General features: G+C 71.7%; 26 protein-coding genes. 14 read left to right on the forward strand and 12 right to left on the reverse strand.

Going from position 1 to position 25,532, the window contains the following annotated elements; translation table 11 throughout:
• Positions 1–8: 8 nt before the first annotated feature.
• The 3 genes from RI578_RS33225 to RI578_RS33235 form a co-directional block, all read right to left on the reverse strand.
• Entirely contained in the window at positions 9–593 is a 585-nt protein-coding gene (locus RI578_RS33225; protein ID WP_310874499.1) for a sigma-70 family RNA polymerase sigma factor, read from the reverse strand.
• A gap of 90 nt (positions 594–683) precedes the next feature.
• Positions 684–2,441: a tryptophan 7-halogenase gene (locus RI578_RS33230; RefSeq protein WP_310874500.1), complete on the reverse strand. Its 1,758-nt coding sequence runs from the start codon at positions 2,439–2,441 to the stop codon at positions 684–686.
• 49 nt (positions 2,442–2,490) lie between these two features.
• The gene (locus tag RI578_RS33235) at positions 2,491–3,072 is read right to left on the reverse strand and encodes an HD domain-containing protein (RefSeq protein ID WP_310874501.1); all 582 of its coding nucleotides are present in this window, start codon (positions 3,070–3,072) and stop codon (positions 2,491–2,493) included.
• A 451-nt stretch (positions 3,073–3,523) separates the two neighbouring features.
• Between RI578_RS33235 and RI578_RS33240 the strand changes: the two genes are divergently transcribed.
• From RI578_RS33240 to RI578_RS33280, 9 genes are all read left to right on the forward strand, one after another.
• A complete protein-coding gene (locus RI578_RS33240; protein ID WP_310874502.1) occupies positions 3,524–4,642 on the forward strand; it encodes a thioester reductase domain-containing protein in 1,119 nt (372 codons plus the stop codon).
• Positions 4,643–4,704: 62 nt separating this feature from the next.
• A complete protein-coding gene (locus RI578_RS33245; protein ID WP_310874503.1) occupies positions 4,705–4,977 on the forward strand; it encodes an acyl carrier protein in 273 nt (90 codons plus the stop codon).
• Positions 4,977–5,939: a ketoacyl-ACP synthase III gene (locus RI578_RS33250; protein WP_310874504.1), complete on the forward strand. Its 963-nt coding sequence runs from the start codon at positions 4,977–4,979 to the stop codon at positions 5,937–5,939. The genes RI578_RS33245 and RI578_RS33250 overlap by 1 nt, the downstream gene beginning before the upstream one ends.
• Positions 5,940–5,949: 10 nt before the next feature.
• On the forward strand, positions 5,950–6,921 hold the full coding sequence (locus RI578_RS33255) for a thiamine pyrophosphate-dependent dehydrogenase E1 component subunit alpha (RefSeq protein WP_310874505.1): 972 nt from the start codon (positions 5,950–5,952) through the stop codon (positions 6,919–6,921).
• Positions 6,918–7,931: a transketolase C-terminal domain-containing protein gene (locus tag RI578_RS33260; protein ID WP_310874506.1), complete on the forward strand. Its 1,014-nt coding sequence runs from the start codon at positions 6,918–6,920 to the stop codon at positions 7,929–7,931. Before RI578_RS33255 ends, RI578_RS33260 begins: the two co-directional genes overlap by 4 nt.
• Entirely contained in the window at positions 7,928–9,046 is a 1,119-nt protein-coding gene (locus RI578_RS33265) for a 2-oxo acid dehydrogenase subunit E2 (protein WP_310874507.1), read from the forward strand. The genes RI578_RS33260 and RI578_RS33265 overlap by 4 nt, the downstream gene beginning before the upstream one ends.
• 103 nt (positions 9,047–9,149) lie before the next feature.
• Positions 9,150–9,407: a phosphopantetheine-binding protein gene (locus RI578_RS33270; protein ID WP_310874508.1), complete on the forward strand. Its 258-nt coding sequence runs from the start codon at positions 9,150–9,152 to the stop codon at positions 9,405–9,407.
• Positions 9,404–10,672, forward strand: a complete 1,269-nt coding sequence (locus RI578_RS33275; protein ID WP_310874509.1) for a beta-ketoacyl-[acyl-carrier-protein] synthase family protein — start codon at positions 9,404–9,406, stop codon at positions 10,670–10,672. The genes RI578_RS33270 and RI578_RS33275 overlap by 4 nt, the downstream gene beginning before the upstream one ends.
• Before the next feature lie 283 nt (positions 10,673–10,955).
• Positions 10,956–11,825 carry an alpha/beta fold hydrolase gene (locus RI578_RS33280; RefSeq protein WP_310874510.1) on the forward strand — a complete coding sequence of 290 codons (870 nt, stop codon included), beginning with the start codon at positions 10,956–10,958 and terminating at the stop codon, positions 11,823–11,825.
• Here the strand turns inward: RI578_RS33280 and RI578_RS33285 are convergent.
• Positions 11,777–12,655 carry an alpha/beta fold hydrolase gene (locus RI578_RS33285; protein ID WP_310874511.1) on the reverse strand — a complete coding sequence of 293 codons (879 nt, stop codon included), beginning with the start codon at positions 12,653–12,655 and terminating at the stop codon, positions 11,777–11,779. The genes RI578_RS33280 and RI578_RS33285 overlap by 49 nt on opposite strands.
• Before the next feature lie 206 nt (positions 12,656–12,861).
• Between RI578_RS33285 and RI578_RS33290 the strand changes: the two genes are divergently transcribed.
• Together RI578_RS33290 and RI578_RS33295 are read left to right on the forward strand one after the other, a co-directional pair.
• Positions 12,862–13,746, forward strand: coding sequence for an RNA polymerase sigma-70 factor (locus tag RI578_RS33290; protein ID WP_310874512.1), 885 nt, complete (start codon positions 12,862–12,864; stop codon positions 13,744–13,746).
• A gap of 197 nt (positions 13,747–13,943) precedes the next feature.
• Positions 13,944–14,705: a GntR family transcriptional regulator gene (locus tag RI578_RS33295; RefSeq protein WP_310874513.1), complete on the forward strand. Its 762-nt coding sequence runs from the start codon at positions 13,944–13,946 to the stop codon at positions 14,703–14,705.
• A gap of 65 nt (positions 14,706–14,770) precedes the next feature.
• On the opposite strand, the gene RI578_RS33300 is transcribed toward RI578_RS33295, so the two are convergent.
• From RI578_RS33300 to RI578_RS33310, 3 genes are all read right to left on the reverse strand, one after another.
• A complete protein-coding gene (locus tag RI578_RS33300) occupies positions 14,771–15,925 on the reverse strand; it encodes an ROK family transcriptional regulator (RefSeq protein ID WP_310874514.1) in 1,155 nt (384 codons plus the stop codon).
• Between the two features lie 100 nt (positions 15,926–16,025).
• Positions 16,026–16,688 carry a response regulator transcription factor gene (locus tag RI578_RS33305; protein WP_310874515.1) on the reverse strand — a complete coding sequence of 221 codons (663 nt, stop codon included), beginning with the start codon at positions 16,686–16,688 and terminating at the stop codon, positions 16,026–16,028.
• Between the two features lie 14 nt (positions 16,689–16,702).
• Positions 16,703–17,860 carry a histidine kinase gene (locus RI578_RS33310; protein WP_310874516.1) on the reverse strand — a complete coding sequence of 386 codons (1,158 nt, stop codon included), beginning with the start codon at positions 17,858–17,860 and terminating at the stop codon, positions 16,703–16,705.
• A 108-nt stretch (positions 17,861–17,968) separates the two neighbouring features.
• Here RI578_RS33310 and RI578_RS33315 point away from each other — a divergent pair, with 108 nt between their 5' ends.
• Genes RI578_RS33315 through RI578_RS33325 form a run of 3 tightly spaced genes read left to right on the forward strand, consistent with a single transcriptional unit; the run spans position 17,969 to position 20,115 of the window.
• The gene (locus RI578_RS33315) at positions 17,969–18,889 is read left to right on the forward strand and encodes an ABC transporter ATP-binding protein (protein ID WP_310874517.1); all 921 of its coding nucleotides are present in this window, start codon (positions 17,969–17,971) and stop codon (positions 18,887–18,889) included.
• Between the two features lie 2 nt (positions 18,890–18,891).
• A complete protein-coding gene (locus RI578_RS33320) occupies positions 18,892–19,617 on the forward strand; it encodes an ABC transporter permease (protein ID WP_310874518.1) in 726 nt (241 codons plus the stop codon).
• A gap of 57 nt (positions 19,618–19,674) precedes the next feature.
• Positions 19,675–20,115: a hypothetical protein gene (locus tag RI578_RS33325; protein WP_310874519.1), complete on the forward strand. Its 441-nt coding sequence runs from the start codon at positions 19,675–19,677 to the stop codon at positions 20,113–20,115.
• 19 nt (positions 20,116–20,134) lie between these two features.
• Here the strand turns inward: RI578_RS33325 and mug are convergent, their stop codons facing one another.
• The 5 genes from mug to RI578_RS33350 all read right to left on the reverse strand — a co-directional run bounded on the left by mug (position 20,135) and on the right by RI578_RS33350 (position 25,479).
• A complete protein-coding gene (gene mug / locus RI578_RS33330) occupies positions 20,135–20,635 on the reverse strand; it encodes a G/U mismatch-specific DNA glycosylase (protein ID WP_310874520.1) in 501 nt (166 codons plus the stop codon).
• Between the two features lie 53 nt (positions 20,636–20,688).
• Positions 20,689–22,131 (reverse strand): adenylosuccinate lyase, encoded by a 1,443-nt coding sequence (gene purB, locus RI578_RS33335; RefSeq protein WP_310874521.1) that lies wholly within the window; start codon positions 22,129–22,131, stop codon positions 20,689–20,691.
• An 85-nt stretch (positions 22,132–22,216) separates the two neighbouring features.
• Positions 22,217–22,999, reverse strand: a complete 783-nt coding sequence (locus RI578_RS33340) for an SGNH/GDSL hydrolase family protein (protein WP_310874522.1) — start codon at positions 22,997–22,999, stop codon at positions 22,217–22,219.
• 78 nt (positions 23,000–23,077) lie between these two features.
• Positions 23,078–24,136, reverse strand: a complete 1,059-nt coding sequence (locus tag RI578_RS33345) for a hemolysin family protein (protein WP_310874523.1) — start codon at positions 24,134–24,136, stop codon at positions 23,078–23,080.
• Positions 24,133–25,479 (reverse strand): hemolysin family protein, encoded by a 1,347-nt coding sequence (locus RI578_RS33350; protein ID WP_310874524.1) that lies wholly within the window; start codon positions 25,477–25,479, stop codon positions 24,133–24,135. Before RI578_RS33350 ends, RI578_RS33345 begins: the two co-directional genes overlap by 4 nt.
• Positions 25,480–25,532 lie beyond the last annotated feature (53 nt).

Genomic DNA, 25,532 nt, shown 5'->3' on the forward strand with positions numbered 1-25,532 from the left:
TTCGGGTGTTATCGGGCGCAGCCTTCCAAGGCTTTCGCGCAGACGTTCTTCAATCGTGCGCGGCCCCTGGTGAAGGCGGCTTCGGCCGCCTTGACGGAGATGTTGTGTATGCGGGCGAATTCCGCAGTGGAAATACCCTTGGCGCGGGCGAGTATGACCTCCTGCTCCCGCCCCCGCAGGTGTTGTACCTGGCCCAGAAGCCATCTGCCGAAGTCCTCGTCGCAGACGTCCTCCTCAGTCGTACCCGGGGTTTCCGCGAGCGCCGCACGCTGGAGGAGTCTGCTGCGACGGTCCATGTCACGGTAGAAGTCGATGCAGAGGCGAAGCGCCACGGACGTCAGAAAGGCACCGAGTCGATTCCTGTCCAACGCGGCGTGGGCGGCTGCCCGGGCCATGGTTTCCTGAACGCAGTCCTCGGCGTCCTGAAAACTCGGTAGTCTTCGCCGAACCAGCCGCATGAGGCGGTCCTGATGCTGGAAGATGTCTTCCCAGGAGCATTCAGCGGGCGATTGGCAGGTGGAATGTCGCACCATCGTGGATTGCAGCCCGTTGTCTCTCGGATTGAGCAGGGAGAACCGCGGCCGACTTTCCATTTGTCGGCCATGTGGTTTTCCTACCCGAGGCCCTGGAGCGGCAAACCGGAATATGCACCTCCGCCAGTCGGCAGGAATGTTTTTCCGTGCTCATTTCCGAGGAGCGGGCCGCCGCGCCCAGTCGCGGTTCCAGTTGAGCCACATGTCCCGTACGGTCTGGTGCACTTGGGAGCTGCCGGCGCGCAGCTCGGTGGTGTACGCCTGGACCGCCTCCTTGCCCACCAGCCGCGCCCCGCCGGTGAAGTAGGAGCCCCGGACGTGCCGCGGTGAGCGGTACTTGCCCCACAGCAGGATCTTCATCAGCGGCCAGAGGGTGAACACCCCGGACGGGCACCGGTTGTCGGGGTCCAGGGTGCCCCACACCGCCGGGACCAGTCCGCTCTCGCCCAGCAGCTCGTAGATGCGTGCGATCGCCTGCTCCTTCGTCAACTCGCCCGCACGGTAGGCGAGTACGGCGTCCCGCGACTGGTCGAACATCCGCTCCACCCAGGGGTTGTCCATACCCTGGAGACCTCGGTACGGCGGCAGCTCCAGCGTGTCGAAACAGGCCGGGTCGTGCGTCTTCTCGAACGTCACGGCGACCTGGTTCTGGGCGTTCGTGCCGTACAGCGTGGTGATGGTCCACACACGGTTCCAGGCGTTCCACAGGTCGAAGTCGTCGAACGCGATGTAGCTGCACGACACCAGGTCGTCGTAGAACCGGAACATGCGCTTGGTCCAGTGGTCCAGGTACGCGAACCGGGAGGTGTCGAAGTCGTCCTGGCGCACCGCGTCGATCAGCCGGTGGCTCAGCGCGTTCAGTGCCATCACGGTGACGGCGAGACCGCTGGAGAAGAGCGGGTCGATGAAGTCACTGGCGTGCGGCAGCAGACACCACCGGTCGCCGACCACCTTCTGCGAGGCGAACTGGGTGCGGTCGGTGGACACGTACGGCCGGACCGCCCGCGCTCGCTCGAACTGGCGGGCCACGCTGGGGAATCGGCGCACGTACTGCCAGAACTCCTCCTCCGCCGAGATGTCCTCCGGGCGGGGGTGCTGGTCGAGATCGAGGTTGATGCCGACGCTGCACAACTGGTTCGTGCTGGTCGACTGGTTGTCGAACGGGATGACCCAGAACCATCCGCCCGGGAACATGTGGTGGAGCGTTCCCTGGCTGAACGGGCTGGGCATGCCGTGCTGTTCACGCGAAGGCGCCACGGCGTCGAAGGGGCGCACGTCCACCATGTGCGTGAAGATCGTGCGCGACCTCGTGCGGTAGGGCGGTTCCTGCCGCAGCCCGAGGCGCTCGGGCAGGACCGCCCGCATGCCGCCGGCGTCGACCACGTACGAGGCCCGGAAGGTGCCCCGGTCCCGGGTGACGAGAGTCGCGCCGTCCTCCTCGAACTTCACGTCGTCGACCATGGTGTGGGTGTAAGCGGTCACGCCGTAGGACACGGCGACATGGAACATGTACGCGTCCACGTCCTGCCGGAAGTAGTGCGAGTCGGGACCGAGCGGTGGTCCCCAGGTGGGGTACTGGGTGCACTCGTCGGCCCGGGTGGGCTCACCTTCCCGGTGGTAGATGAAGCTGAAGTTCCGCTTGACCCCGCTGTTCGACGACACGTGGCGGCGCAGTGCCGCGTTGGTCGCCAGGTGCTCGAGCTCGGGGACGTCGTAGCGGCGGGCCAGGACTCGGAGACCGAACGTGGTCTCGGGGACGGTGGACTCTCCGATGGCGAACCGGGGGTGGCCGCTGCCTTCGAGCAGCAGCACGCGCACGCCGTGACGTGCGAGTACGGCCCCCAGCATCGTCCCGCCGATGCCGCCTCCGACGATGGCGACATCGAAAACACGCTGGTCTTCTTGCATGTCTGCGGTTCCTTTCGCGACGGGAAGGGCGAGTCGCCGGGCTCCCTGGTCACCGGTGGGTGACCGGGGAGCCCGGCAGCACCCGGCGCAGCCCGCAGGCCACCACCCGGGCGGAGAAGGACACGGCGAACCGGGGGGTGGGCGCCAGTTCGGCCAACAAGCGGCGGTCACCGGGCACTTGCCGCTCGCCGCGTCCGGTGACGTCCAGCCACACGCCGAAGTGCAGCAGCCGCGCCTCGGGTCCGGCGTCGCGAGCGGGGAACGGCCGCATGTGCTCGCGCACCGCACGCGTGAGGGTCGTGCGCCGCACCGTGCCCACCTGGTGCCGGGCCAGGAAGTGGTCGAGCAACTGGGCCGAGCGGCACGGGAATCCACCGCGACCGAGCGGAGTGCGCCCTACCAGCCCGGTGTCGTGGAACGCCGCGGCGGCCAGCAGGCCGACCCGGTCGTAGGCGGTTCCGTGGGTCCGCGCACAGGCGTCGGCCAGCAGGAACGTCCGCAGGGAGTGCACGGCGACGTGGGGTGGCAGGAGCCGGCACATCTCCGTCAGCGCGGCGCCCGCGAGGGGGTGCCCGAGCAGCTCCGCGAGGGCCGGGCGGCCGAGCAGAGGCTGCCATGTCTCGGGCAACACCTTCGGTGGAACGGAGTGTGAACTCGCCCCGCTCCCAACGGGATCGGGGACCTCCGGCACCTCATCAGGCCCTGCGGCCATGGCTTAACCCCCCCTGCCTCGCGACCCATTGGCTGTGTCGGTCTCATCTGTCTTTACGCTCGGGCCGCCCCCGCCCCCCGCCTCCCGTTTCGCAACGCTCCGTCCGCGTAAGCGCGTTGGCGCGCAACCGACGGCGCGCGATACCGGTAACGCGCTCCGGGCGTACGTTCCCCGGCCGTCCATTCGGAGCCGTGGCCTGTTCGAATGAATGAGCCCTACTCACCCGTTGTGGCGGTGCGGGCGCGGGTGACGGCCAGGAGGATGCGCCCTGCGCTCCCACTGGTGGAAGATTCCTGTAGTAAACCTCGTGAGGTGCGGGGAGTGTTCAGGGCAGGACCGAATCTCGCCTGTGCTGAAATGCGGTGTTGGTATGGTCAGTTTCCCGATCACCGACGATTTGCGACTTCCGGCGGAAATCGATGCGTCGTCTCTGACGGATGTTCCCGAAGGGCCGCCCGAGAGAATTCTGCTGACGGGAGCCACGGGATTCCTCGGCGGTTTCCTGCTCGCCGACCTGCTGGAGGCGACCGACGCTCGAATCCACTGCCTGGTGAGGGCGGAGTCGGCCGCTCAGGCCCGGGAGCGGCTCGCCGGTCAGTTACGCGCCCGCGATGTGCCGGTGCACCACATGTCCCGGGTCGACGTCGTGCCCGGCAGCCTGGCGAAGCCGCGGTTCGGCTTGACCGACGAGGAGTTCTCCGGCCTCTCGCGCGGCATCGACGTCATTTACCACTGCGGTGCTTGGGTCAATCTTCTGGCGAGTTACCCGATCCTGCGCGGTTGCAATGTGTCGGGAACCCGGGAAATCCTGAGACTGGCGACCCGGACCCGTCGAATCCCCGTGCACTACATTTCGACGATGGGGGTGATCCCGGCGGCCCGAGAGGCCGGGACCGGTGTCTCCGGTTACTGCGCCACCAAATGGGTCGCCGAGCAGTTGGTCGCGCAGGCCGCGGACCGCGGATCGCCCACGATGGTGCACCGGCCCGGTGTGATCCTGGCGGACTCGCGCACCGGCCTGGTGGGGAAGTCGGACTGGTTCGTCCACCTGACGACGGCGAGCATCCGCGCCGGCTGCGCCCCCGACCACCCCGGTCTCCTGCCGGTGGGCACGGTCGACTTCACCAGCCGCGCCATCGTCGACCTGTCCCTGAGCCGACGTGCCCGAGGACAGGTGTTCCACGTGATCGATCCCGAACCGCTGCCCTTCCGGTCGTACTTCCAGGGCTTCGCGGACGCGGGTGTCGACCTTCCGCTCGTTCCGTTCGACACCTGGCTGGAGCGGCTTCGCGACCTGGGCGACGAGGTCCCCCGCAGCACCATGCGGCTGGCCGGCGAGATCCTCCGGCAGATGATCCCGGCCCCGGGGCAGGACACCGCCGGCCCCACCGCGGCGTCCGCGCACCGCGCCCCGCCCGTGCTCGACTCCGACTACTTCCGCAGGGTGCTCGCCTTCCTGAGCGGCGACGTCATGCTGCCCGCCCAGTGACCCACGCGCGGTCCTCTCCTCCCGTGCACCCCTCCCCGCATCTCATCAGCTGGAGTTTCCGCATGTCCCCTTTCACTCTGGAAGACCTGGCGGCGATGGTGGCCGAGATCGCCGGCGCCGAAGCGGCCCGGGCGATCTCGGAGCAGTCGGCCGACGCGCCCTTCACGTCGTTGGGGTTCGACTCGATGGCCGTCATCGAACTGGCCGAGCGGATCCAGGAGCGCTACGGCATTCCCATCCCGGACGAGGCGGTGCACGACCTGCGCACCGTCCGGCGGACCCTCGACTACGTGAACGGCCAGGCAGCCGTCGCCGCGGCGGACGGAGCCCGCTGATGGCCCGGGGCGCGGGACGGCTGACCGGCATCGGCGTCTACCGCCCCGGTGGCCTGCTCACCAGCGCCGAACTCGACACCAGGTTCGGCCATGAGGAAGGCTGGATCGAGCAGATCACCGGAATCCGGACCAGGCTGAAGGCCGACCCCGACGACACCTTCGTCGAGATGGCCGCGCAGGCGGCGGACAAGGCGCTGGCCCATGCGGGAGTGCTCGCCGAGGACCTGGACTGTGTCCTGTTCTCCTCAGCCAGCAGCGTCGGCCAGGCATCGTGCCGGGCCGCCAGTCTCACCCACCGCATCGGAGCCGGCCGGGCCGGCGGGTTCGACGTCAACGGCGGGTGCGCCGGGTTCAGTTACGGGCTGACCCTGGCCTCCGGACTCATCGCCGCACAGCAGGCGCGTCAGATCCTGGTCGTCGCCGCCGAGCGGCTGAGCGACATCACCGACCCCGACGACTGCGGGACCGTCATGGTCTTCGGCGATGCCGCCGGGGCCGCGGTGGTCAGCGCCGCGGAGCACGGCGGGATCGGACCGGCGGTGTGGGGAACCCACGGCCCCGGTGAGCCCTGGATGACCAGCGCCCCGCCCAAACCCGGTGCCGCCCGCCCGTACATGCACATGGACGGCACCCGGGTGGTCCGCTGGTTCGGTTCGCACATGCCGCAAGTGGCCCGGGACGCACTCGACGCGGCCGGGCTCACCTGGGACGACATCGGCGCCTTCGTGCCGCACCAGTGCAACGGGCGGCTGATCGACGCGATGGCGCGCCGACTGCGCCCGCCCGCGCACGTGGCGATCGCCCGCAGCATCGTCACCGACGGCAACACCAGTTCGGCGTCCATCCCGCTGGCTCTGGAGTCGCTGCTCGCCTCGGCCACCGTACGGCCCGGCGACAAGGCGCTGCTCCTGGGCTTCGGCGCCGGGCTGACCTGGTGCGCCCAGGTGGTCGAACTTCCGTAAGGAGCACCTCATGAACGTCACGTCCGCGTCCCCCGCGGTCGACCTCGGGCCCGCCGGCGAACCCGAAGCCGGTGTCGTGGCCCGTCCCCTGTCCCGTCTGTCCGACGCCGATCTCGGCACCCTGCTGATGATCCGCCACTTCGAACTGGCCGTGCTGGAGCTGTTCTCCCAGGGCCGGCTGCACGGCACCACCCACACCTGCCTCGGCCAGGAGTACATCCCCGTCGCGCTCTACCCGCTGCTGGACGAGGGCGACTACGTCTTCAGCAACCACCGCGGGCACGGCCACTACCTGGCCCGCTTCCACGACCCGCACGGCCTGCTCGCGGAGATCATGGGGCGGGCCGGTGCCGTCTGCCACGGTGTAGGCGGCAGCCAGCACATCTACCGCGACCGCTACCTGTCGACCGGCGTACAGGGCCAGAGCCTGCCCGTCGCCGTGGGAGTCGGCCTGCACCTGAAGCGGGCCGAGCCGGGTCGGATCGCGGTGGTCCACATCGGCGACGGCACCTGGGGCGAGGGCGCCGTGTACGAGGCGCTCAACATGGCGCAGCTGTGGCAGGTCCCGGTGCTCGTCGTGGTGGAGCACAACGGGATCGCCCAGTCGACACCGACCGAGCGGCAGATGTCCGGCACCATCGCGACCCGGGCGGCGGCCTTCGGTGTCGGCCACCTGCGGATCGACTCCGTGGACGTGACCGACGTACGCGCCGCCCTCGCCCCTGTGGTCGAACAGGTCCGCGACCAGCACCGGCCGTACGTGGTCGAGTGCGTCACCCACCGTGTGGGCCCGCACAGCAAGGGGGACGACACCCGCGCGGCCGAGGTCCGTGAGCGAGCGGCCCGGCACGACTGGTACCGCCGCTACCGACAGGACCATCCCGCGCAGTTCGCCGCCGCCGACCAGGCACAGGCGGAGGCCGTCGCCGCCGTCGTACGAGAGGTCGGCGCGCGTCCGGCGTCCCGATGGGAGGCCCGATGACCAGGCGCCAGCGCGTGGCCGAGAACCTCAACAGCGCACTGCACCACGTCCTCGGCGCCCACCCCGGCACGTATCTGATCGGCGAGGACGTCGCCGACCCCTACGGCGGGGCGTTCAAGGTGACCCGGGGGCTCTCCGACCGCTTCCCGGACCGGGTGCTGTCCTCACCGCTGAGCGAAGGCGGCATCGCCGGCGTGGGCGCGGGCCTGGCCCTGGCCGGCAACCGGTCCGTGGTCGAGATGATGTTCTCGGACTTCGCCGCGCTGGCCTTCGACCCGCTGCTGAACTTCGCCGCCAAGTCCGTGTCGATGTACGGCCGCAGGGTCCCGATGAGCATGGTCGTCCGCTGCCCCACCGGCGGCAACCGGGGGTACGGCCCGACGCACAGCCAGAGCCTGCAGAAGCACTTCCTCGGCATTCCCTCGCTGCACCTGCGGGAAGTCTCCCCGTTCCACGACAACCAGCGCGTACTGACCGCGATGCTCGACCGCGAGGAGCCCGGTGTGCTCTTCGAGGACAAGGTGCTCTACACCCGCGCCATGTACCAGGAGGGGGTCGTGGACGACCTCTTCCGCTACGAGGTGCTGGCCGATCCCAGCGAGACCGCCCGGGTGTTCGCGCCGGACTGCGGGCCCCCCGACTGGATCGTCCTGGCCCCGGGCGGGCTCACCGAACGGGCCGTCACCGCCCTGCGCACCCTGCTCCTCGAAGAGGAGATCACGTGTGAACTGCTGGTGCCCTCCCAGCTCTACCCCTTCGACAGCAAGGCGCTGCTCCCGGTGCTGTCCCGTGCCGACCGCATCTGTGTCATGGAGGACTCCACGGCCGACGGGACCTGGGGCGAGCTGCTCGCACAGCAACTCCACGAGCAGCTGTGGAGCCGACTGGCCCGCCCGGTGCTGCCGCTGAGTGCCGAGCCGAGCATCGTACCGACCGCGGCGCACCTGGAGCAGGACGTGCTGCTCCAGCCGTCCACCATCCACCGCGCGATCATGGAGGCGACGAAGTGATCGGCATCGAGCTGCCCACGCTCAACACGAACGACTCCAGCTACACCCTGGTCGAGTGGCTAGTCCCCGACGGCAGCAGCATCGAGGGCGAGGAACCGCTGGCGGTCGTGGAGACCTCCAAGGCCAGTGAGGAGATCGAGAGCACCGGCCCCGGTATCCTGCACGTCCTCGTCGTCGGCGGCCAGGACTGCAGGCCGGGGCAGACCATCGCCTACCTCTTCGAGTCGGCCGAGGAGCGCGACTCCTACCGGGCGTCGGCCGCCGCCCCGGCGGCGACATCCGCACCCCCCGGCGCGGAGCTGAGCATCACCAACGCGGCCCGTGCGCTCGCCGACCGCCACGGCGTGTCCGAGGCCGAGCTGTGCGGTCTCGGGCGCACGGTGATCCGTACGGCCGATGTCGAGGCCCTGGTGCGGCGGGCCGCGTCGGCGCCCCCCGCCCCCCAGCGCCAACTGTCGAAGCGACAGCGGACGGTGGGGGCGGTGGTGACCGAGTCGATGCGGACCGTTCCGGCCGCGGCCGCCTACGCCAAGGTCGACGTCGGACAGGCGGAGGAACTGGCCCGGCAGCTGTCCGAGCGCACCGGCAGTTTCGTCTCCCTGCCCGTCCTGCTGATCAAGGCGGTGGCGCGCCGGCACGCGGCACACCCCCTGATGTTCGCCGCGCTCACCGACGACGGCGCGGTACGCGAGAGCGAACGGGCCCATGTGGGCGTCACCATGGACGCGGGCCGAGGTCTGTACACCCCGGTGGTGCACGACGCCGCCGAGCTGAGCGGCGACCGGATCGCCGACCTGCTGACCGGCTTCCGGAGCAAGGCGTTCCGGGGCACGTTCCAGGCCGCCGAACTCGCCGGGGCCAACATCATGGTCGCCCCGCACACCACGGAGGGCATGGTCCTGGCCACCCCCATCGTCTTCCCCGGCCAGACCTGCGTGATCTCCATCGGCGCCGTCGACGACCAGGTGCTCCTGGACGCGCAGGGCACCCCTCGCACCCACCGGTTCGTCCATCTCGGCCTGGTCTACGACCACCGGGTGGTCAACGGCAGGGACGCGATGGCCCTGCTCGAGGACGTCAAGGCGGAGCTGGAGGCACCGGCCGCGCTCGGCTGACCGCCGACCCGCCACCACGGAACCCCGCCACCGCAGGACCCCACCACACGGAACCCCACCACCCCGGGGTACCGCCCGTCGGACCGGAAAGGACACCTCTGACATGACCACCGACACCACTCCCCACAGCCGCGCCTACGACCTGCTCGCCTCGGTTCTCAGCGAGAAGTTCGAAGTGCCCCCCGAGGCCATCGTCCCCACCGCGACCTTCGAACAGCTGGACCTCGACTCGCTGGCCGTGGTGGAGCTCTTCGTCGTACTCACCGAGGAACTCGGCATCGAAGTACAGGACGGCGAGGCCGACCCGGACCTCACCCTGGCCGGCGTGGCCGACCTCATCGCCCAGGCCGTCAAGCCGTGACCGGCGCCCGGCCCGACGTCGCCGTCACCGGGATCGGCCTGGTCACTCCCGCCGGCACCGGCCGCGAGGCCACCTGGGACGGCGTGTGCGCGGGCCGCCCCACCGCCCGGTACGTCCCCGAACTCAAGGGTCTCCCGGTCGACTTCGCCTGCCTCGTACCGGACTTCTCCCCCCGCGGTCACGTCCCCGGCTCACGCCCCTGGCAGTACGACCGCTTCACCCAGTTCGCCCTCTACGCCGCCCTGGAGGCGGTCTCCGACGCCGGCCTGGACCCGGCCGACTGGGACGCGGACCGCGTCGCGGTGGTCTTCGGCAGCTCGGCCGGCGGCACCGGCACCATGCTGGAACAGCACCGCAAACTGCTCGAACTGGGCACGGCGCGCGTCTCACCGCTGCTGCTGCCGATGTTCCTGCCCAACATGGCCACCGGGCAGCTCACCATCCACCTGCGTGCCCGGGGCCCGGCGCTGTGCACGGTCACCGCCTGCGCCTCCGGCGCCACCGCCATCGGCACCGCCCTGCAACTCCTGCGCTCCGGGGCCTGCGACATCGCCGTCGCGGGCGCCTCCGACGCGGTCGTACAGCCCTTCTGGGTCACCGGCTTCGACCGGATGGGCGCACTGTCCCGGCGCGGCGACGACCCGCGGGCCGCCTCCCGGCCCTTCGACACCGCCCGGGACGGCTTCGTCATGGCGGAGGGCGGTGCGGCCCTGGTCCTGGAGCCGGCGAGTGCGGCCAGGGCCCGCGGACGCCCCGGCTACGCCCTGCTGGCGGGCTACGGAGCATCGTCCGACGCCCACCACCCCGTGGCACCCGACCCCGAGGGCAAGGGCGCCGCCCTCGCCGTGCGGCGGGCCCTCGACGACGCCGGCGCCCGCCCCGCGGACGTGCAGCACATCAACGCGCACGGCACCAGCACGCCGCTCAACGACGCCGCCGAGGCCCGTCTGATCCGTCGCCTCTTCCCTCACCAGCCCTCCGTGACCTCGGTCAAGGGCACCCTGGGCCACCTGCTCGGCGCGGCCGGGGCGGTCGAAGCGGCGATCACCGCCCTGTCCGTGGCCCACGGCCGGGTGCCTCCCGTGGCCAACCTCGAAAAACAGGAAGGGGACGCCGAGATCAACGCCGTCACCGGCACCAGCCGGGCGCAGCCCGTCGACCTCGCCCTGAGCCATTCCTTCGGCTTCGGCGGCCACAACGCCGTACTCGCCTTCAGAAGTTGCCCCACCGAACCGGCCCGGGAGCCCGCCGCTCCTTCACCGTGAGCATCTCCAGGCGGCGGCAGGAGTTTCTTTCGGCTCCGTGCACAGCCGACCGGGACAGCTCGGAGAAGGCTCGGAGGTAGGTACGGACGGTGGCCGTACCCATGCCCGCAGACTCCCCGCCATCTCGCTGACCAGCCTCAACACACAACGCAGCCGCATATGCAGCTGCCGTGATGGAGTGAATTCTTTCACCTGGTCGAGGGATAGTTGCGGAATTCAATGGACGGGAGAATGGGAAGTCGGATCGAACTCCGCGCCATTCCCCAACGAAAGGGTGAAGACCGTGAGTTTCCTCAACCCCCGCGTCCCCGGTGCCAACTCGGACGACGTCGTCACGGACATCACCGAGGCCCCGCACCGCCTGAGTGCGGTCGCGCAAGCCGGCGGAGCTCAGGTCATCGCGACCGTCGACGTACAGGCGGGAGAGGACGACTGGAACGTCCCGCCCACCGAGGAGCATCCGCGTCCGGTGGTGCTCGTGCACGGCACCTTCGGCAACCGGGGCTACACCTGGAACACGGCGACACCGCTGCTGCGGCAGCATGGTCACCGGGTCTTCCGGCTCGACTACGGCCAGCACGGCAACCCCGTGATCTTCGGCCTGGGCGACATCAAGCACTCCGCCCGGCAGCTCGCGGACTTCGTCGACGAGGTGCTGCGGCGGACCGGCGCCCAGGAGGTCGACGTGGTCGGCTTCTCGCAGGGCGGCATGATGCCGCGCTACTACCTGAACGCCCTGGGCGGAGGACCCAAGGTGCGCAACTTCGTCGGCATCGCGCCCAGCAACCACGGAGTCACGGCCCAGGGGCTGATGAACCTCGCCCGGCAGATTCCCGGCGCGGTGGAACTCCTCGAACAGGGCCCCGTCGGGGAGGTCGTGCCGGCCTGGCCGCAACTCCAGCACGACCACCCCTTCCAGCGTGAGCTGGCCGATCTCGGGGAGACGACGGAAGGCGTCCGCCACACCGTCATCGCCACCCAGTACGACGACGTGGTCACTCCGTACACGTCGTGCGCCCTCGCGAAGACCGAGGGTCGCTACGTGAACAACATCGTCCTGCAGGACATCGACCCGGACGACCACACCCCGCACGTGAGCATGCCCTACAACGCCACCGTGCTGAAGGAGGTCCTCAAGGCCCTGGCCGACTGAGCCCTGCTGCCGTCCAGGAGAACGCGGGCGACCAGCGCCGGGTCGTCGTTCATCGGGACGTGGCCGCAGCCGGGCAGCCGCACCAGGCGGGCCCGCGGAATGGCGTGCTTGGCGCGTATGCCCTGCCGGGGCAGGAGCAGCCGGTCCCGGTTGCCCCACGCCACGGTGACGGGGACGCCGGGCACGTCGTCGGTGAACAGCACGCTCCGTCCGGCCCGGAGCGTCTCGGAGAACCCCTGCGCGTGTGCGAGCGCCAGCGTCTCGGCGACGACCGCCTCGGGGGAGCGGCGGCCGGGACGGGCGTAGATCGTACTCGTCAGCGCGGTGCGGCCGACCGCGGTGCGGGACAGCCGCTCGACCAGGGGGAGGGGCAGGCTCCGGGCGGTCCGGCGCATCCCCATCAGGACGCCGAAGGCGTAGCGCCGCTCGGCCTGCGTCCAGAAGCCGGCCGGGGACAGGGCCGTCACCGACCGCACCAGGTTCTCGCGGCCGAGCTCCAGGGCCAGCAGACCGCCCAGCGAGTTGCCGGCCACGTGCGGCCGGTCGAGCCCCAGCGCCGCGCAGAAGGCGCCGAGTACCGCGTTCGTCGTCGGCAGATCGTGCGGCAGGCCGTGCGGCAGCGCGGACGACTGCCCGAACCCCGGCAGGTCCACGGCTATCACCTCGCGCTCGGTCGCGAGGATGTCGACCACCGGGTCCCAGGCCTGCCGGTGGTGACCTATGCCGTGCAGCAGCAGCAGCGGCTCGCCCTCACCCACGCGCGCGTAGGCGAGGGTGATGTCCTGCGGGCCGTGCTCGGTGGGGGCCGTGAAGGAGAGCGTTGCGGACATGGGGCTCCTTGTTGCTCATTGTCGGGAACACCTGTTGTGGGAACACACGTTTGGGGAACACATGTCGTCGGGAACGGATGAACGACGACGTTGCGTAGACACCTTGTCAGTAAGAGCTACCGACGGGTAGCCCCCGGTCGCCGGTCGGCCTCGGGCGGGGGCGATTCCGCCTGGACACGGCCGCACGCGTCCGCTGGGATGGAACGGTGACCACCGAAACCGCGACCGATGTCTTCGAAGAGCACCGCCCCGTCCTCCTGGGGGTCGCCTACCGCATGCTGGGCCGCCTCGCCGACGCGGAGGACGTGGTCCAGGAGGCCTGGCTGCGCTGGTCCGGCGCCGACCGGTCCGGCGTCCGGGAGGCGCGCGGATACCTGGTACGCGTCACCACCCGCCTCGCCATCGACCGGCTGCGCCAGATCAAGTCGCGGGGCGAGACGTACGTCGGCCCCTGGTTGCCGGAGCCCTACGCCACCGACTTCGGGGACGCCGTACCGGACACCGCCGAGCGGGCCGTCCTCGCCGACTCGGTGTCCTTCGCCGTTCTTGTCGTCCTGGAGTCGCTGTCACCGCTGGAGCGGGCGGTCTTCGTCCTGCGGGAGGCGTTCGGCTACCCGTACGCCGAGATCGCCGCGATGCTGGAGCGCGGGGAGGCCGCGGTGCGCCAGCTCGCCGGGCGGGCCCGCAAGCACGTCGACGAGCGGCGGCCCCGCTACGACGTCGACCCGGCGCAGCGCCGGGCCCTCACCGAACGCTTCCTCGCCGCCGCGGCCGACGGCGACCTGGACGGGCTGATGGCGCTGCTCGCGCCCGACGTCCGGCTGGTCGGCGACAGCGGTGGCAAGTCCAAGGCGCCGCTGCGCGTGCTGGAGAGCGCCGACAAGGTGGGCCGCTTCCTGCTCGGCGCCGCACAGAAGGGGATCCCGGACTTCTCGTTCCGCTTCCTGGAGCTCAACGGCGGCCCGGCCCTGCTGGCCCTGTCCGGCGGCAGGCCCGACTCCGTCTTCCAGCTGGACGTGGCCGACGGGCGCATCCAGTCGGTGTACATCATTCGCAACCCCGACAAACTGCGCGCCCTGGACACCCTCTAGGGCAGGCCCCCAGCAGCGCCACCCGCCCATCCGCCACGGATCGAGCCCCCGTCCCACGACGGGGGCTTCGCCGTCCTGTCGCGGGATTGGTCTTGACCAAGGGTGTGGGCCGTTTTATGGTCGCAGAGAACTGCAACAACCTTTAATAAACAAGGGCGTCAAAACGCCGCCGGACCACGGCGATTGCGGAGGACAGGGTGGGGACCACGCAGTTGGAATCGGTGCCGGAACCGAAGTACTGGCATCTCAGGACCGTGCTCAGCGAGGCCCTGGACTCGGAGTTCTCGGTGGGCGAGGTCCTGCCCAACGAGCGAGACCTCGCCGCCCGCTTCGGCGTCGCCCGCGCCACGCTCCGGCAGGCCCTGGAACAGCTCGAACTGGAGGGCAGGCTCCAGCGCCGCCGAGGCGTCGGTACGACCGTCGCCCCGCCGCGCGTCGGCGTGGCCGTCGGCACCGAGCGGCACGCCTGGCCGGGAACGGCCGAGGACGCCTGGGAACCGGCCGACTGCGTGCCGGCCGCTCCGCCCGCGGCCGTCGCCGAGGTCCTGGGCACCGGCAGGGACGAGCCCGTGCACATCGTCCGCCGCTCCCGGGTCTCGCACGGCCAGCCCGTGGCGGCGGAGCTGCTCTACATCCCGCCGTCCTCCGTGCCCGACCTCACCGCCATCGACGCCCCCTCCGGCGTCGCACGCGCGCGGGTCGTGCTCCGCGAACTGCAGCGCGGAGAACTGGAGCGGCGGGAGAGCGCCGTGGAGCTGGGGTCGGCCGGAGCGGAGGACGCGAAGGAACTCGACCGGCTCCCGGGAGCGCCCGTCCTCGTGGTCACCACCCGCTACCTCGCCGGGGGCCGCACCGCCGCCCTCTCCGTCGCCACCTACCGCGCGGACACCTGCCGGCTGACGTTCGGGGACTCCGGCGACGTGGAGATCCACCACGGCCCCGAGACCCGCGCCTCCTGAGTTCCTGGACGGCCCCGGACACCTCCTGAAGACCGGACCCCGCCTCCGCTGTGGATCGGCGCGGCTCAGCGCCGGGCCGTCGCCCCCTCCACCGCGAACAACTGCTCCTCCACGTGGTCGAGGGCCAGCCGCAGCGAGCCCGTCGCCACGGCGGCCTCGCCGAGGAGCGACAGGGTCACCTTCGGCGGGCGCAGGCAGTAGCGGGCCAGCTCCCGGCGCAGCGGCTCCAGTACGCCGTCCAGCCCGGCCGCCCAGCCGCCGACGACGACGAGTTCCGGGTCGAGGGCCAGCACCAGTGCCGCCACGTCGTGCACCAGCCGCTGGATGAAACGCTCGACGGCCGCGCGTGCCCGCTGGTCGCCCTCACGGGCCTCGGCGAACACCCTGGCGACCGCCTGCTCGTCCAGCGGGTGCAGCGGTCGGCCCGTGGTGGACAGCAGCGTCTCCGGCGTCACGTCCCGGCCCAGCAGATGCAGCGCGCCGATCTCGCCGGCCGCCCCGCCGTAACCCCGGTGCAGCCGCCCGCCGATCAGCGCCCCGGCGCCCGGGCTCAGCCCGGCCAGCACGAACACGATGTCGTCGGACTCGGTGGCGGCGCCCTTCCAGTGCTCGGCGACCGCCGCCGCGTTCGCGTCGTTCTCGACCAGCACCGGGCACTTGAAGGAACGGCTCAGCCGCTCGCCCAGGCGCAGCCCCGTCCACTCGGGCAGCGCGGTGCTCAGCCGCACCGTGCCGTCCGCCTCGACGATCCCGGGCGTCGCCGCCCCCACGGCCCGCAGCGAGCCGCGCGCGACACCGGCCCGGCGCAGCAGTTCGGCGACCGCGGTGCGCAGTCGCTCCAGCCGCTCGTCCGCCGGGGCGGTCTCGTCGACGTCCTTGGCCTGGGCGCCGATGACCCGGCCGTCCAGGTCGGACAGGAGCGCGGCGACGCGGTGCGGCCCGATCTCGAGACCCAGCAGATGCCCGGCCTCCGCCCGGAACCTGAACCGCCGCGCGGGCCGCCCCTGCCGTCGGGCCGTGCCCTCGTCGGCGGCCGCCTCGACGACGAGACCGGCCTCGATGAGCCCCTCGACGACGCCCTCGACGGTCGGCCGGGACAGCCCCGTCACCCGGGTGATCTCGGTCAGCGTCGCGCAGTCCGTGGCACGCAACGCGTGCAGCACCACAGCGGAGTTGATCCTCCGCAGCAGCGACGGATCCCCGCCGGTCAGCCCGCCCAACGTCCGTCCTCCCAGCTCGTGCGCGTGTTGGCCGGATCGTACTCGGCCCGCTCCGCCCCGGCGAGTGCCGGTCCGCCCGTGCGGCTGCCTGCCGGGTGCCTCAGCCGGGCGCCACGAACCCCGACTCGTACGCCGTGATCACCGCCTGCGTGCGGTCCCGCGCCCCCACCTTCGCGAGCACCGAGCTCACGTGCGACTTCACCGTCTCCGTGCCGACGACCAGCCGGGCGGCGATCTCCGCGTTCGACAACCCGCGCGCCATCAGCCGCAGCACCTCGCCCTCCCGCTCGGTCAGCCGCGCCCGCTCCAACACGGCGCGCGCCGCCCGGTTCCCGCCGCCGTCGCCGTACTCGGCGGCGAGCTGCCGCACCGAGGCCGGGAACAGCAGGGACTCGCCCTCGGCGATCAACCGCACCGCGTGCACGATCTCGGCCGGCCGGGCCCGCTTCAGCAGGAACCCGTCGGCGCCCGCGCGCAGCGCCTCGTACACGTACTCGTCGTTCTCGAAGGTCGTCACGACGAGGATCTTCGGCGGATCGGCCACCGTCCGCAGCAGCGCGCGCGTGGCCTCGATGCCGTCCATCAGCGGCATCCGGACGTCCATGGCGACCACGTCCGGCCGTACCTGCCGCACCAGCGGAATGACCGCCGCCCCGTCGGCCGCCTCGCCGACCACCTCGATGTCCGGCTGCGCCTCCAGCACGGCCCGCAGGCCTGCGCGTACGAGGGGTTCGTCGTCGACGAGGAGCACTCTGACCGGCATCCGGCCAGCGTAGATCAGCCCGGCGGCAGCTCGACGCGCACCTGCCAGTCACCGGCGCCGTCGGGCCCCGTGTGCGCCCGCCCGCCCAGCACAGCGGCCCGCTCGCGTATGCCGCGCAGCCCGCTGCCGCGTCCGGGCGCGACCCTCCCGTCCGGCAGCGGATTGCGCACCTCCAGGGTGAGCGCGCCGTCCGCCACCTCGACGCGGACCCGCGCGGGCACCGCCCCCGCGTGCCGCAGCACATTGGTCAGCGCCTCCTGGAGGATGCGGTAGCCCTCGCGGGAGACGGGGCCCGGCAGGGTCTCCAGCGGGCCCGTGACGTCGGCGTCGACCTTGGCCCCCGACGAGCGGGCGGACTCCAGGAGACGGTCGGCGTCCGCCAGGGTCGGTCTGGCGCTCACGGGTTTCTCCGCCTCCCGCAGGACGCCGAGCACCCGCTCCAGGTCCTCCAGGGCCGCCCTGCCGGTCTCCTCGATCGCGGTCAGGGCCCGGTCGGTGAACTCGGCGCTGTTCGCCGCGCGGGCGGCCCCAGCCTGCACGACGGCGACGGTCAGCGCGTGGCCGATGGAGTCGTGCAGCTCGCGGGCGATGCGGTTGCGCTCCAGGAGCTGTTCGGTGCGCTCCTCAAGGGCGCTGAGCCGTTCGGCGGCGGACGGTCCGAGGAACGTGCGGGCGCCCGCCGTCGCCAGGACGCCGAGGCCGACCACGGCGCCGTACATGGCGAGGAGAGGGAGCGGCGCGAGGAGCGCGTACGCCCAGTGCGGCGCGGCGTCGCGCAGGACCGGAATGTCGTCGATCCGGTGCCCCAGGGCGAGCCGGACCAGTTCGACGGTGAGAATGGGCAGCCAGACGCAGACGCCCGAGGTCAAGGCGCCCAGCAGCATGCGCAGTTCCAGCCACAGCACGGTGCGCAGCCGGTCCCGCCAGGTCGCCGAGGGCGCGACCGAGAAGGCGGAGTCCTCGGGGCCGGGCGTGAGAAGCAGACGGGCCTGCACGCCCTCGCCGGTCCGCACCGCCGGGATGAAGCCGACCGGGACCAGCACCGCCGCGGGCACCCACAGCTTGGTGTCGTCGATGAGCGCCCACACGCTCACCACGAGCATGGGCACCCACAGGTGCAGCAGCCGTGTGTACGTCGTCCCCCGGAACAGCGGGCGCAGCAAGCGGACCATTGCGTCATCGTGCCAGCCGCCACTGACAGCGGGCCTCCCCCGCGCGGGGGAGGCGATCTCCACCGGCGGGGGAGGACCCGGCCCCGTTCCAACCGGCACGCTGCGGTCATGACCAGCATCGACGTCCAGAACCTCACCAAGGAGTACGGCACCCGACGAGCCGTCGACGACCTCACCTTCACCGTGCGCCCCGGCCGCGTCACCGGCTTCCTCGGCCCCAACGGCGCCGGAAAGTCCACCACCATGCGGCTCGTCCTGGGCCTCGACCGGCCCACCTCCGGGACCGCGACCGTCGGCGGCCACCCCTACGCCGCCCTCCACGAGCCGTTGCGGCACGTCGGCGCCCTGCTCGACGCGCACGCCGCGCACGGCTCGCGCACCGCGCGGGACCACCTGCGCGTCCTGGCGGCGAGCAACCGCGTACCGTCTCGCCGGGTCGACGAGGTGATGGAGGAGACGGGCATCGCGTCGGTGGCACGCCACCGGGTGAAGGCGTACTCCCTGGGCATGCGACAGCGGCTGGGCATCGCCGCCGCGCTGCTGGGCGACCCCGAGGTGGTGATGCTGGACGAGCCCTCCAACGGGCTGGACCCCGAGGGCATCATCTGGATCCGCGGACTGCTGCGCCGGCTCGCGGCCGAGGGGCGCACGGTCCTGGTCTCCAGCCACCTGATGAACGAGACCGCGTCCTTCGCCGACCACCTGATCGTCCTCGGCCGTGGCCGGCTGCTCGCCGACACGCCGATGCGGGAGTTCATCGACGCGCGCGTGCGGCCGCGTGTCCGCATCCGTACGCCGGACGCCACCGCGCTGAAGGCCGCTCTCGCCCGGCACGGCCACGACGCCGTGGAACACGACGACGGGTACTGGACCGTGCACCACGCGCGCGTGGACGACATCGGCCGGATCGTGTCCGGCGCGGGCGTACCCGTCCTCGAACTGGCACCGGACGAAGGCACCTTGGAACAGGCCTATCTCGACCTGACGGCCGCCGAGGCCGAGTTCACCGCACAGCCCCAGGAGGCCTGACCATGTACTTCACGCCCGTACTCCGCTCCGAGGCGCTCAAGGTCCGCACCCTGCGCTCGCTGTGCGGCACCCTGCTGGCCCTGTTCGCGGTCACCACCGCCTTCTCCGCACTGGCCGGGGTCTCCGACACCTCCGACCCGGAGTTCGACCCGCTGTTCATGTCCCTCTCCGGCGTCATGCCCGGCCAGATCGCCGCCGTCGCCTTCGGGGCCATGGTCGTCTCGTCCGAGTACCACGGCAACGGGATCCGGCTCTCCCTGGCAGCCGTTCCACGGCGCGGGCGGTGGTTCGCGGCGAAGCTCGTCGTCGTCGCCGTACCGGCCCTCGCCGTGGGTCTGCTCACCGCGTTCGCCGCCCTCGTCGCGGCCCGGGCGGGCCTCGGCTCGGCGGCGGACGGACTCACCACCGGGGAGCAGGTGCGGGGCGTCGTGGGCTGCGGAATCTACTTCATGCTGATGGCGCTGCTCGCGGCCGGACTCACCGCCCTGTTCCGCAGCGGCATGGCCACTCTGTCGACCCTGATCCCGTTCATCCTCATCGTGTCCTTCGTGATCGGGGACGCGGCGGGCGGCGCCACCGACTTCCTGCCGGACAGGGCGGGGCAAGTCGTCCTGTACCAGACGCACGAGGGAACTCTGGGGCCCTGGGCCGGACTCGCGGTGACCGCGCTGTGGGCGGCGGCGGCCCTCCTCGCCGGCGCCTGGCGGCTGCGCCGCCGGGACGCCTGACACCGTCCGAGGCTGACGCCCCGCCAATTGTCAGTGCCGGCCGGTTTACTGGACCGCATGGACATCGCGCGGCACATCGCCCTCATCGACGAGCTGTGCTTCCGGCCCTTCCCGGCGGAGCACGGCCCGTCGACCGGGGGCGCCGGGGGGCCGGGCCACTTTGTGGCGGTCCTGGAGAGCAGCCACGGCCTGCGCGGCGGCGACCAGGGGGAGCGGGCGGTGACGGTGGAGCAGTACGAGAAGTACCGCGACGGACTCTACGAGCGCCTCGCCCGGCGCTGGGGGGAGACGGACCCCTGGAACCTGCAGACGGTCCTGCTGCGGACCGACGAGGAGGAGATACCCGAGCCGTGGGCCGGTCTCAGCGCCCGAGCGGGCGTGGCGTACCTGTGGGAGGCGGCGGGCACCGGCCGCTGGGTCGCGGTGGCCGTCGCCGACCGGGACGAGACGGACGAGGTGCGGCTGCTGGCCGTCGTCACGGAGCAGGCGCCACCGTGACCGCTCGCCACGCCCACACCTACGCCTCTGTCTCCGCCTCCGCCGCGACCCGCAGTCGCGCGAACTCCTCCGCCATCGTCTGCGCCGTCCAGTGCGCGTTGAGCCCGCTGGGGTTCGGCAGCACCCACACCCGCGTGTCCCCGATCATCCGCTCCTGCGGACCCACCTGCGCCTTCCGGTCGTCGAACGCCGCGCGGTACGCGGTGACACCGACCACGGCCAGCCGCCGGGGCCGCAGCCGCGCCACCTTCAGCGCCAGCAGCCGGCCGCCCTCCCGGTACTCCTCGGCGGTCAGCTCGTCCGCCCGCGCGCTGGCCCGCGCGACGACGTTCGTGATCCCGAGCCCGTACGACGGCAGCTCGCCCTGCTCCGACGGCTTCAGCAGCCGAGGCGTGAAGCCGGACAGATGCAGCACCGGCCAGAAGCGGTTGCCGGGGCGGGCGAAGTGGTGGCCCGTCACCGCGGTCATCAGACCCGGATTGATCCCGCAGAACAGCACGCGGAGACCGTCCGCGACCACGTCCGGTACGAGACGGTCGCGGGCGGCCTCCAGCTCGGCCCTGGTGAAGCGCGTCAGAGGATGGCTCCCGGGGTGTAGCCCGCGGCCGCCGGGTGCTGCTTGACGATCTCCTCGATCCGGCCGACGAGGACGCCGACCTGGTCGGCCGCGGCGCCCGTGAAGGACAGCTTGTCGGCCATCAGCGCGTCCAGCCCGGCCCGGTCCAGCGGGATGCGCTCGTCGGCGGCCAGCTTGTCGAGCAGCTCGTTGCGCTCGGCGCCCTGCTCGCGCATCGCCAGCGCGGAGGCCACGGCGTTCTCCTTGATCGCCTCGTGGGCGACCTCGCGGCCGACACCGGCCCGGACCGCGCCCATGAGCACCTTGGTGGTGGCGAGGAACGGCAGGTAGCGGTCCAGCTCCCGGGCCACGACGGCCGGGAAGGCACCGAACTCGTCGAGCACGGTCAGGAACGTCTCCAGCAGCCCGTCCAGGGCGAAGAACGCGTCGGGCAGGGCCACGCGGCGCACCACCGAGCAGGAGACGTCGCCCTCGTTCCACTGGTCGCCCGCCAGCTCGCCGGTCATCGACGCGTAGCCGCGCAGGATGACCATCAGGCCGTTGACGCGCTCGCAGGAGCGGGTGTTCATCTTGTGCGGCATCGCCGAGGAGCCGACCTGGCCGGGCTTGAAGCCCTCGGTGACCAGCTCGTGCCCGGCCATCAGCCGGATCGTCTTCGCCAGCGAGGACGGCGCCGCCGCCAGCTGCACCAGCGCGGTGACGACCTCGTAGTCCAGCGAGCGCGGGTAGACCTGGCCGACCGAGGTGAACGCCTGCGAGAAGCCCAGGTGCCCCGCGATCCGCTGCTCCAGCTCCGCGAGCTTGCCCGCGTCCCCGCCGAGCAGGTCCAGCATGTCCTGGGCGGTGCCGACCGGGCCCTTGATGCCGCGCAGCGGGTAGCGGCCCAGCAGCTCCTCCACCCGGCCGTACGCCACCAGCAGCTCGTCGGCCGCGGTGGCGAAGCGCTTGCCCAGCGTCGTGGCCTGAGCGGCGACGTTGTGGGAGCGGCCGGCCATGACCAGCTCGGCGTACTCGCCCGCCAGCTTGCCGAGGCGGGCCAGGACGGCCACCGAGCGGTCGCGGATCAGCTCGAGCGAGAGCCGGACCTGGAGCTGCTCGACGTTCTCCGTCAGGTCGCGGGAGGTCATGCCCTTGTGCACGTGCTCGTGCCCGGCGAGGTCGTTGAACTCCTCGATCCGCGCCTTCACGTCGTGCCGCGTGACCTTCTCGCGCTCGGCGATCGAGGCCAGGTCGACCTGGTCGAGGACGCGCTCGTAGTCGGCGAGCGCGGCGTCGGGCACCTCGATGCCGAGGTCCTTCTGGGCCCGCAGCACGGCGAGCCAGAGCTGCCGCTCGAGCTTCACCTTCTGCTCGGGCGACCAGAGCGTGGCGAGCTCGGCGGAGGCGTAGCGTCCGGCGAGGACGTTCGGGATGCTGGGCTTGGCGGGAGCGGAAGTCACGTGAACGGATTCTACTGGCGATTCCTGCAGGCCAGCCCCACGGGGCCCTTCGTCGGAACCTACGAAGGGCGTGCGACCCCGGGGATCACGGCGCCAGATCCTCGTACGGCAGCAGCTCCGGACGCTTGGGCGGCAGGCCGTCCCCGGACGACCGGCCCGTCAGCCTGCGGCCAATCCAGGGCAGCAGGTACTGCCGCGCGAACCGGACGTCCGCGGTCCGGCGCATGATCCAACCGGGCGGCGGCGTCGCCGGGATCGGCGCGTGCCACTCGGGATCCTCGGGTTCGTAGCCGAGCGACTGCCACACGGCCTCCGCGACCCGGCGGTGCCCCTCGGCGGTCAGGTGCAGCCGGTCCACGTCCCACAGGCGCGGGTCGGCCAGCGAGTCCGCCCCGTACAGGTCGACGACCACGGCGCCGTGCTCCTTGGACAGGTCGTCGATGATCGCGAACAGCGCCTCCATGCGCGGCCGGAACCGCTCCAGCACCGGACCCTGACGGCCCGGACTGCGCATCAGGACCAGCTGCTCGCAGTGCGGCGCGAGCCGCTCCACGGCCTGCGTCAGCAGATCCCGCACCCGGGCCATGTCGCACTTGGGCCGCAGTGTGTCGTTGAGCCCGCCGACCAGCGTGATCACGTCGGCTCCCATGGCCGCCGCCACGTCGACCTGCTCGTCGACGATCTGCCCGATCAGCTTCCCGCGCACCGCGAGGTTCGCGTACCGGAAACCGGGGGACCGGGCGGCCATCCGAGCGGCGAGGAGGTCGGCCCAGCCCCGGTAGGAGCCGTCGGGCAGCAGGTCCGACATGCCCTCGGTGAAGGAGTCACCGACGGTGACAAGGCTGGCGTGAGTGGGATTCGTCTGCATGGCGACAGAAATGGTAGCGCCTGCACATACCCGTCGGTCGGTCGCCCTCCGCCGGGCCTGAGAGACTCCAGGGGAGGCTCACGTCCGCTGCCCGAACAGCTCCCGCAGCACGTCCTCCATGGTCACCAGACCCGCCAGCCGCCCGTCGGAGCCGATCACGGCCGCCAGATGGGTACGGCTGCGGCGCATCGCGGTGAGCACGTCGTCCAGCGGGGTCCGCTCCCGGACCCGCGCGATGGACCGCATGTCCCGCAGCCGGAACGGCAGGTCCCGCGGCGAGGCGTCCAAAGCGTCCTTCACATGCAGGTAGCCGACGATCCGCCGCCCGTCGTCCACCACCGGGAACCGCGAGAACCCGGACTCCGCCGACAGCCGCTCCAACTGCTCCGGAGTGATGCCCACGCGCGCGTGGACGACGCGTTCCAGCGGCAGCACCACGTCCCGCACCGGCCGCCGGCCCAGCTCCAGTGCGTCGTGCAGCCGCTCCTGGGCCCGGTCGTCGATCAGCCCGGCCTCACTGGCGTCCTTGACGATCTCGGCCAGCTCCGCGTCCGTGAAGGTCGCCGACACCTCGTCCTTCGTCTCGACCCTGAGCAGCTTGAGCAGCGCGTTCGCGAAGGCGTTGACCGTGAAGATCACCGGGCGCAGCGCCCGGGACAGCGCCACCAGCGGCGGCCCGAGCAGCAGCGCACTGCGCACCGGCTCGGCCAGCGCGATGTTCTTCGGCACCATCTCGCCGAGCAGCATGTGCAGATACGTCGCCAGCGCGAGGGCGATCACGAAGGACAACGCGTGCCCCGCGCCGGACGGCATGCCCACCGCGTGGAACACCGGTTCCAGCAGGTGCTCGATCGCCGGCTCCGCGACCACACCGAGGACCAGCGTGCACAGCGTGATGCCCAGCTGGGCCGCCGCCATCAGCGCCGACACGTGCTCCAGACCCCACAGCACGCTCTTCGCACGCCGGTCGCCCTCCACCCCCGCTGTCCCCGCTGTCCCTGCTGCCGCTGCCGCCCCCGCTTCTACGTACTGCTCCACCTGGCTGCGGCGCACGGAGATCAGCGCGAACTCGGCGCCCACGAAGAACGCGTTGGCGACGAGCGTCGCCAGACCGATCAGCAGCTGTACGGCGGTCACCGGCCGGCCTCCCCTTCGCCCTCGATGGCGCGCGCGTCGTCGAGCGGCGCGTGCAGCAGTACCCGGGCCGCCCTGCGACCCGTGGCGTCCACGACGTCCAGCCGCCAGCCGGCGACCTCGAGGGTGTCGCCGACGGCGGGGATGTGCCCAAGACCGGCCGCGACCAGCCCGGCGACCGTCTCGTACGGCCCCTCGGGCACCCTGAGTCCCAGGCGCGACAGCCGGTCCACGCGGGCCGCGCCGTCGGCCCAGTACAGGGCGTGCCCCTGCTCGTCCGTGCCGGCCGTGTCCAGCTCGGGCGTCTCGTGCGGATCGTGCTCGTCCCGCACCTCGCCGACCACCTCTTCGACGATGTCCTCCAGCGTGGCCACGCCCGCCGTCCCGCCGTACTCGTCGATCACGACGGCCATCGTGCGCCGCCCGGAGAGCCGGTCCAGCAGCCGGTCGACGGTCAGTGACTCCGGGACGAGCAGCGGCTCGCGCATCAGCTCGGCGACCGGCATACCGGGCCGCCGCTCGGCGGGCACCGCAAGGACGTCCTTGACGTGCGCGGTGCCCACCACGGCGTCGAGGGTGTCCCGGTAGACGGGGAACCGGGACAGCCCGGTCGCCCGCGTCGCGTTCGCCACGTCCTCGCACGTCGCCCGGGCGTCGAGGGCGACGACCTGCACGCGCGGGGTCATCACGTTCTGTGCCGTCAGGTCGGCCAGGTTCAGGGTCCGTACGAACAACTCGGCGGTGTCGGCCTCCAGCGCGCCCTCCTTGGCCGAGTGCCGGGCGAGCGCCGCCAGCTCCTGCGGCCCACGCGCGGAGGCCAGCTCCTCGGCTGGCTCCACACCGAAGACGCGCACGATGCGGTTGGCCGTGTTGTTCAGGTGAGTGATGAAGGGCCGGAAGGAGGCGCTGAACCACCGCTGCGGGCCGCCCACCCGTTTGGCGACGGCCAGCGGTGAGGAGATCGCCCAGTTCTTCGGCACCAGCTCGCCGACGATCATCAGGAAGACCGTCGACAGGGCCGTGCCCAGCACCAGCGCCAGCGAGGAGGCCGCCGAGCGCGACACCCCCACACTCTCCAGCGGGCCCGAGATGAGCGCCGCGACCGAGGGCTCGGCGAGCATGCCGACCACCAGGTTGGTGACCGTGATGCCGAGCTGCGCCCCGGAGAGCTGGAAGGTCAGGTTCCGTACGGCCTTCAGGGCGCTCGCCGCGCCCCGCTCGCCGCGCGCCGCCGCCCGCTCCAGTTCGCCGCGCTCGACGGTGGTCAGCGAGAACTCGGCCGCGACGAAGGCGCCGCACACGAGCGAGAGCGCGATCGCCACCAGCAGCAGGAGCACTTCGGTCATCGGGTCACCTCGGGTCCATGATCGGCCAGGACGTGGAGGATCGCGCGACGTCG

Source organism: Streptomyces sp. BB1-1-1 (assembly GCF_031597775.1).
In the GTDB taxonomy this organism is placed as follows: Bacteria; Actinomycetota; Actinomycetes; order Streptomycetales; family Streptomycetaceae; genus Streptomyces; species Streptomyces thinghirensis.

What these genes read in the sequence shown, in the direction of transcription:
- RI578_RS33320 (WP_310874518.1), top strand. Translation starts at nt 18,892, where the DNA reads ATGTACTTCACGCCCGTACTCCGCTCCGAGGCGCTCAAGGTCCGCACC.
- RI578_RS33350 (WP_310874524.1), bottom strand. Translation starts at nt 25,479, where the DNA reads ATGACCGAAGTGCTCCTGCTGCTGGTGGCGATCGCGCTCTCGCTCGTG.
- RI578_RS33245 (WP_310874503.1), top strand. Translation starts at nt 4,705, where the DNA reads ATGTCCCCTTTCACTCTGGAAGACCTGGCGGCGATGGTGGCCGAGATC.
- RI578_RS33310 (WP_310874516.1), bottom strand. Translation starts at nt 17,860, where the DNA reads ATGGTCCGCTTGCTGCGCCCGCTGTTCCGGGGGACGACGTACACACGG.
- RI578_RS33270 (WP_310874508.1), top strand. Translation starts at nt 9,150, where the DNA reads ATGACCACCGACACCACTCCCCACAGCCGCGCCTACGACCTGCTCGCC.
- RI578_RS33230 (WP_310874500.1), bottom strand. Translation starts at nt 2,441, where the DNA reads ATGCAAGAAGACCAGCGTGTTTTCGATGTCGCCATCGTCGGAGGCGGC.
- RI578_RS33325 (WP_310874519.1), top strand. Translation starts at nt 19,675, where the DNA reads ATGGACATCGCGCGGCACATCGCCCTCATCGACGAGCTGTGCTTCCGG.
- RI578_RS33340 (WP_310874522.1), bottom strand. Translation starts at nt 22,999, where the DNA reads ATGCAGACGAATCCCACTCACGCCAGCCTTGTCACCGTCGGTGACTCC.
- RI578_RS33255 (WP_310874505.1), top strand. Translation starts at nt 5,950, where the DNA reads ATGAACGTCACGTCCGCGTCCCCCGCGGTCGACCTCGGGCCCGCCGGC.
- RI578_RS33315 (WP_310874517.1), top strand. Translation starts at nt 17,969, where the DNA reads ATGACCAGCATCGACGTCCAGAACCTCACCAAGGAGTACGGCACCCGA.
- RI578_RS33285 (WP_310874511.1), bottom strand. Translation starts at nt 12,655, where the DNA reads ATGTCCGCAACGCTCTCCTTCACGGCCCCCACCGAGCACGGCCCGCAG.
- RI578_RS33240 (WP_310874502.1), top strand. Translation starts at nt 3,524, where the DNA reads ATGGTCAGTTTCCCGATCACCGACGATTTGCGACTTCCGGCGGAAATC.
- RI578_RS33260 (WP_310874506.1), top strand. Translation starts at nt 6,918, where the DNA reads ATGACCAGGCGCCAGCGCGTGGCCGAGAACCTCAACAGCGCACTGCAC.
- RI578_RS33305 (WP_310874515.1), bottom strand. Translation starts at nt 16,688, where the DNA reads ATGCCGGTCAGAGTGCTCCTCGTCGACGACGAACCCCTCGTACGCGCA.
- RI578_RS33225 (WP_310874499.1), bottom strand. Translation starts at nt 593, where the DNA reads ATGGAAAGTCGGCCGCGGTTCTCCCTGCTCAATCCGAGAGACAACGGG.
- RI578_RS33250 (WP_310874504.1), top strand. Translation starts at nt 4,977, where the DNA reads ATGGCCCGGGGCGCGGGACGGCTGACCGGCATCGGCGTCTACCGCCCC.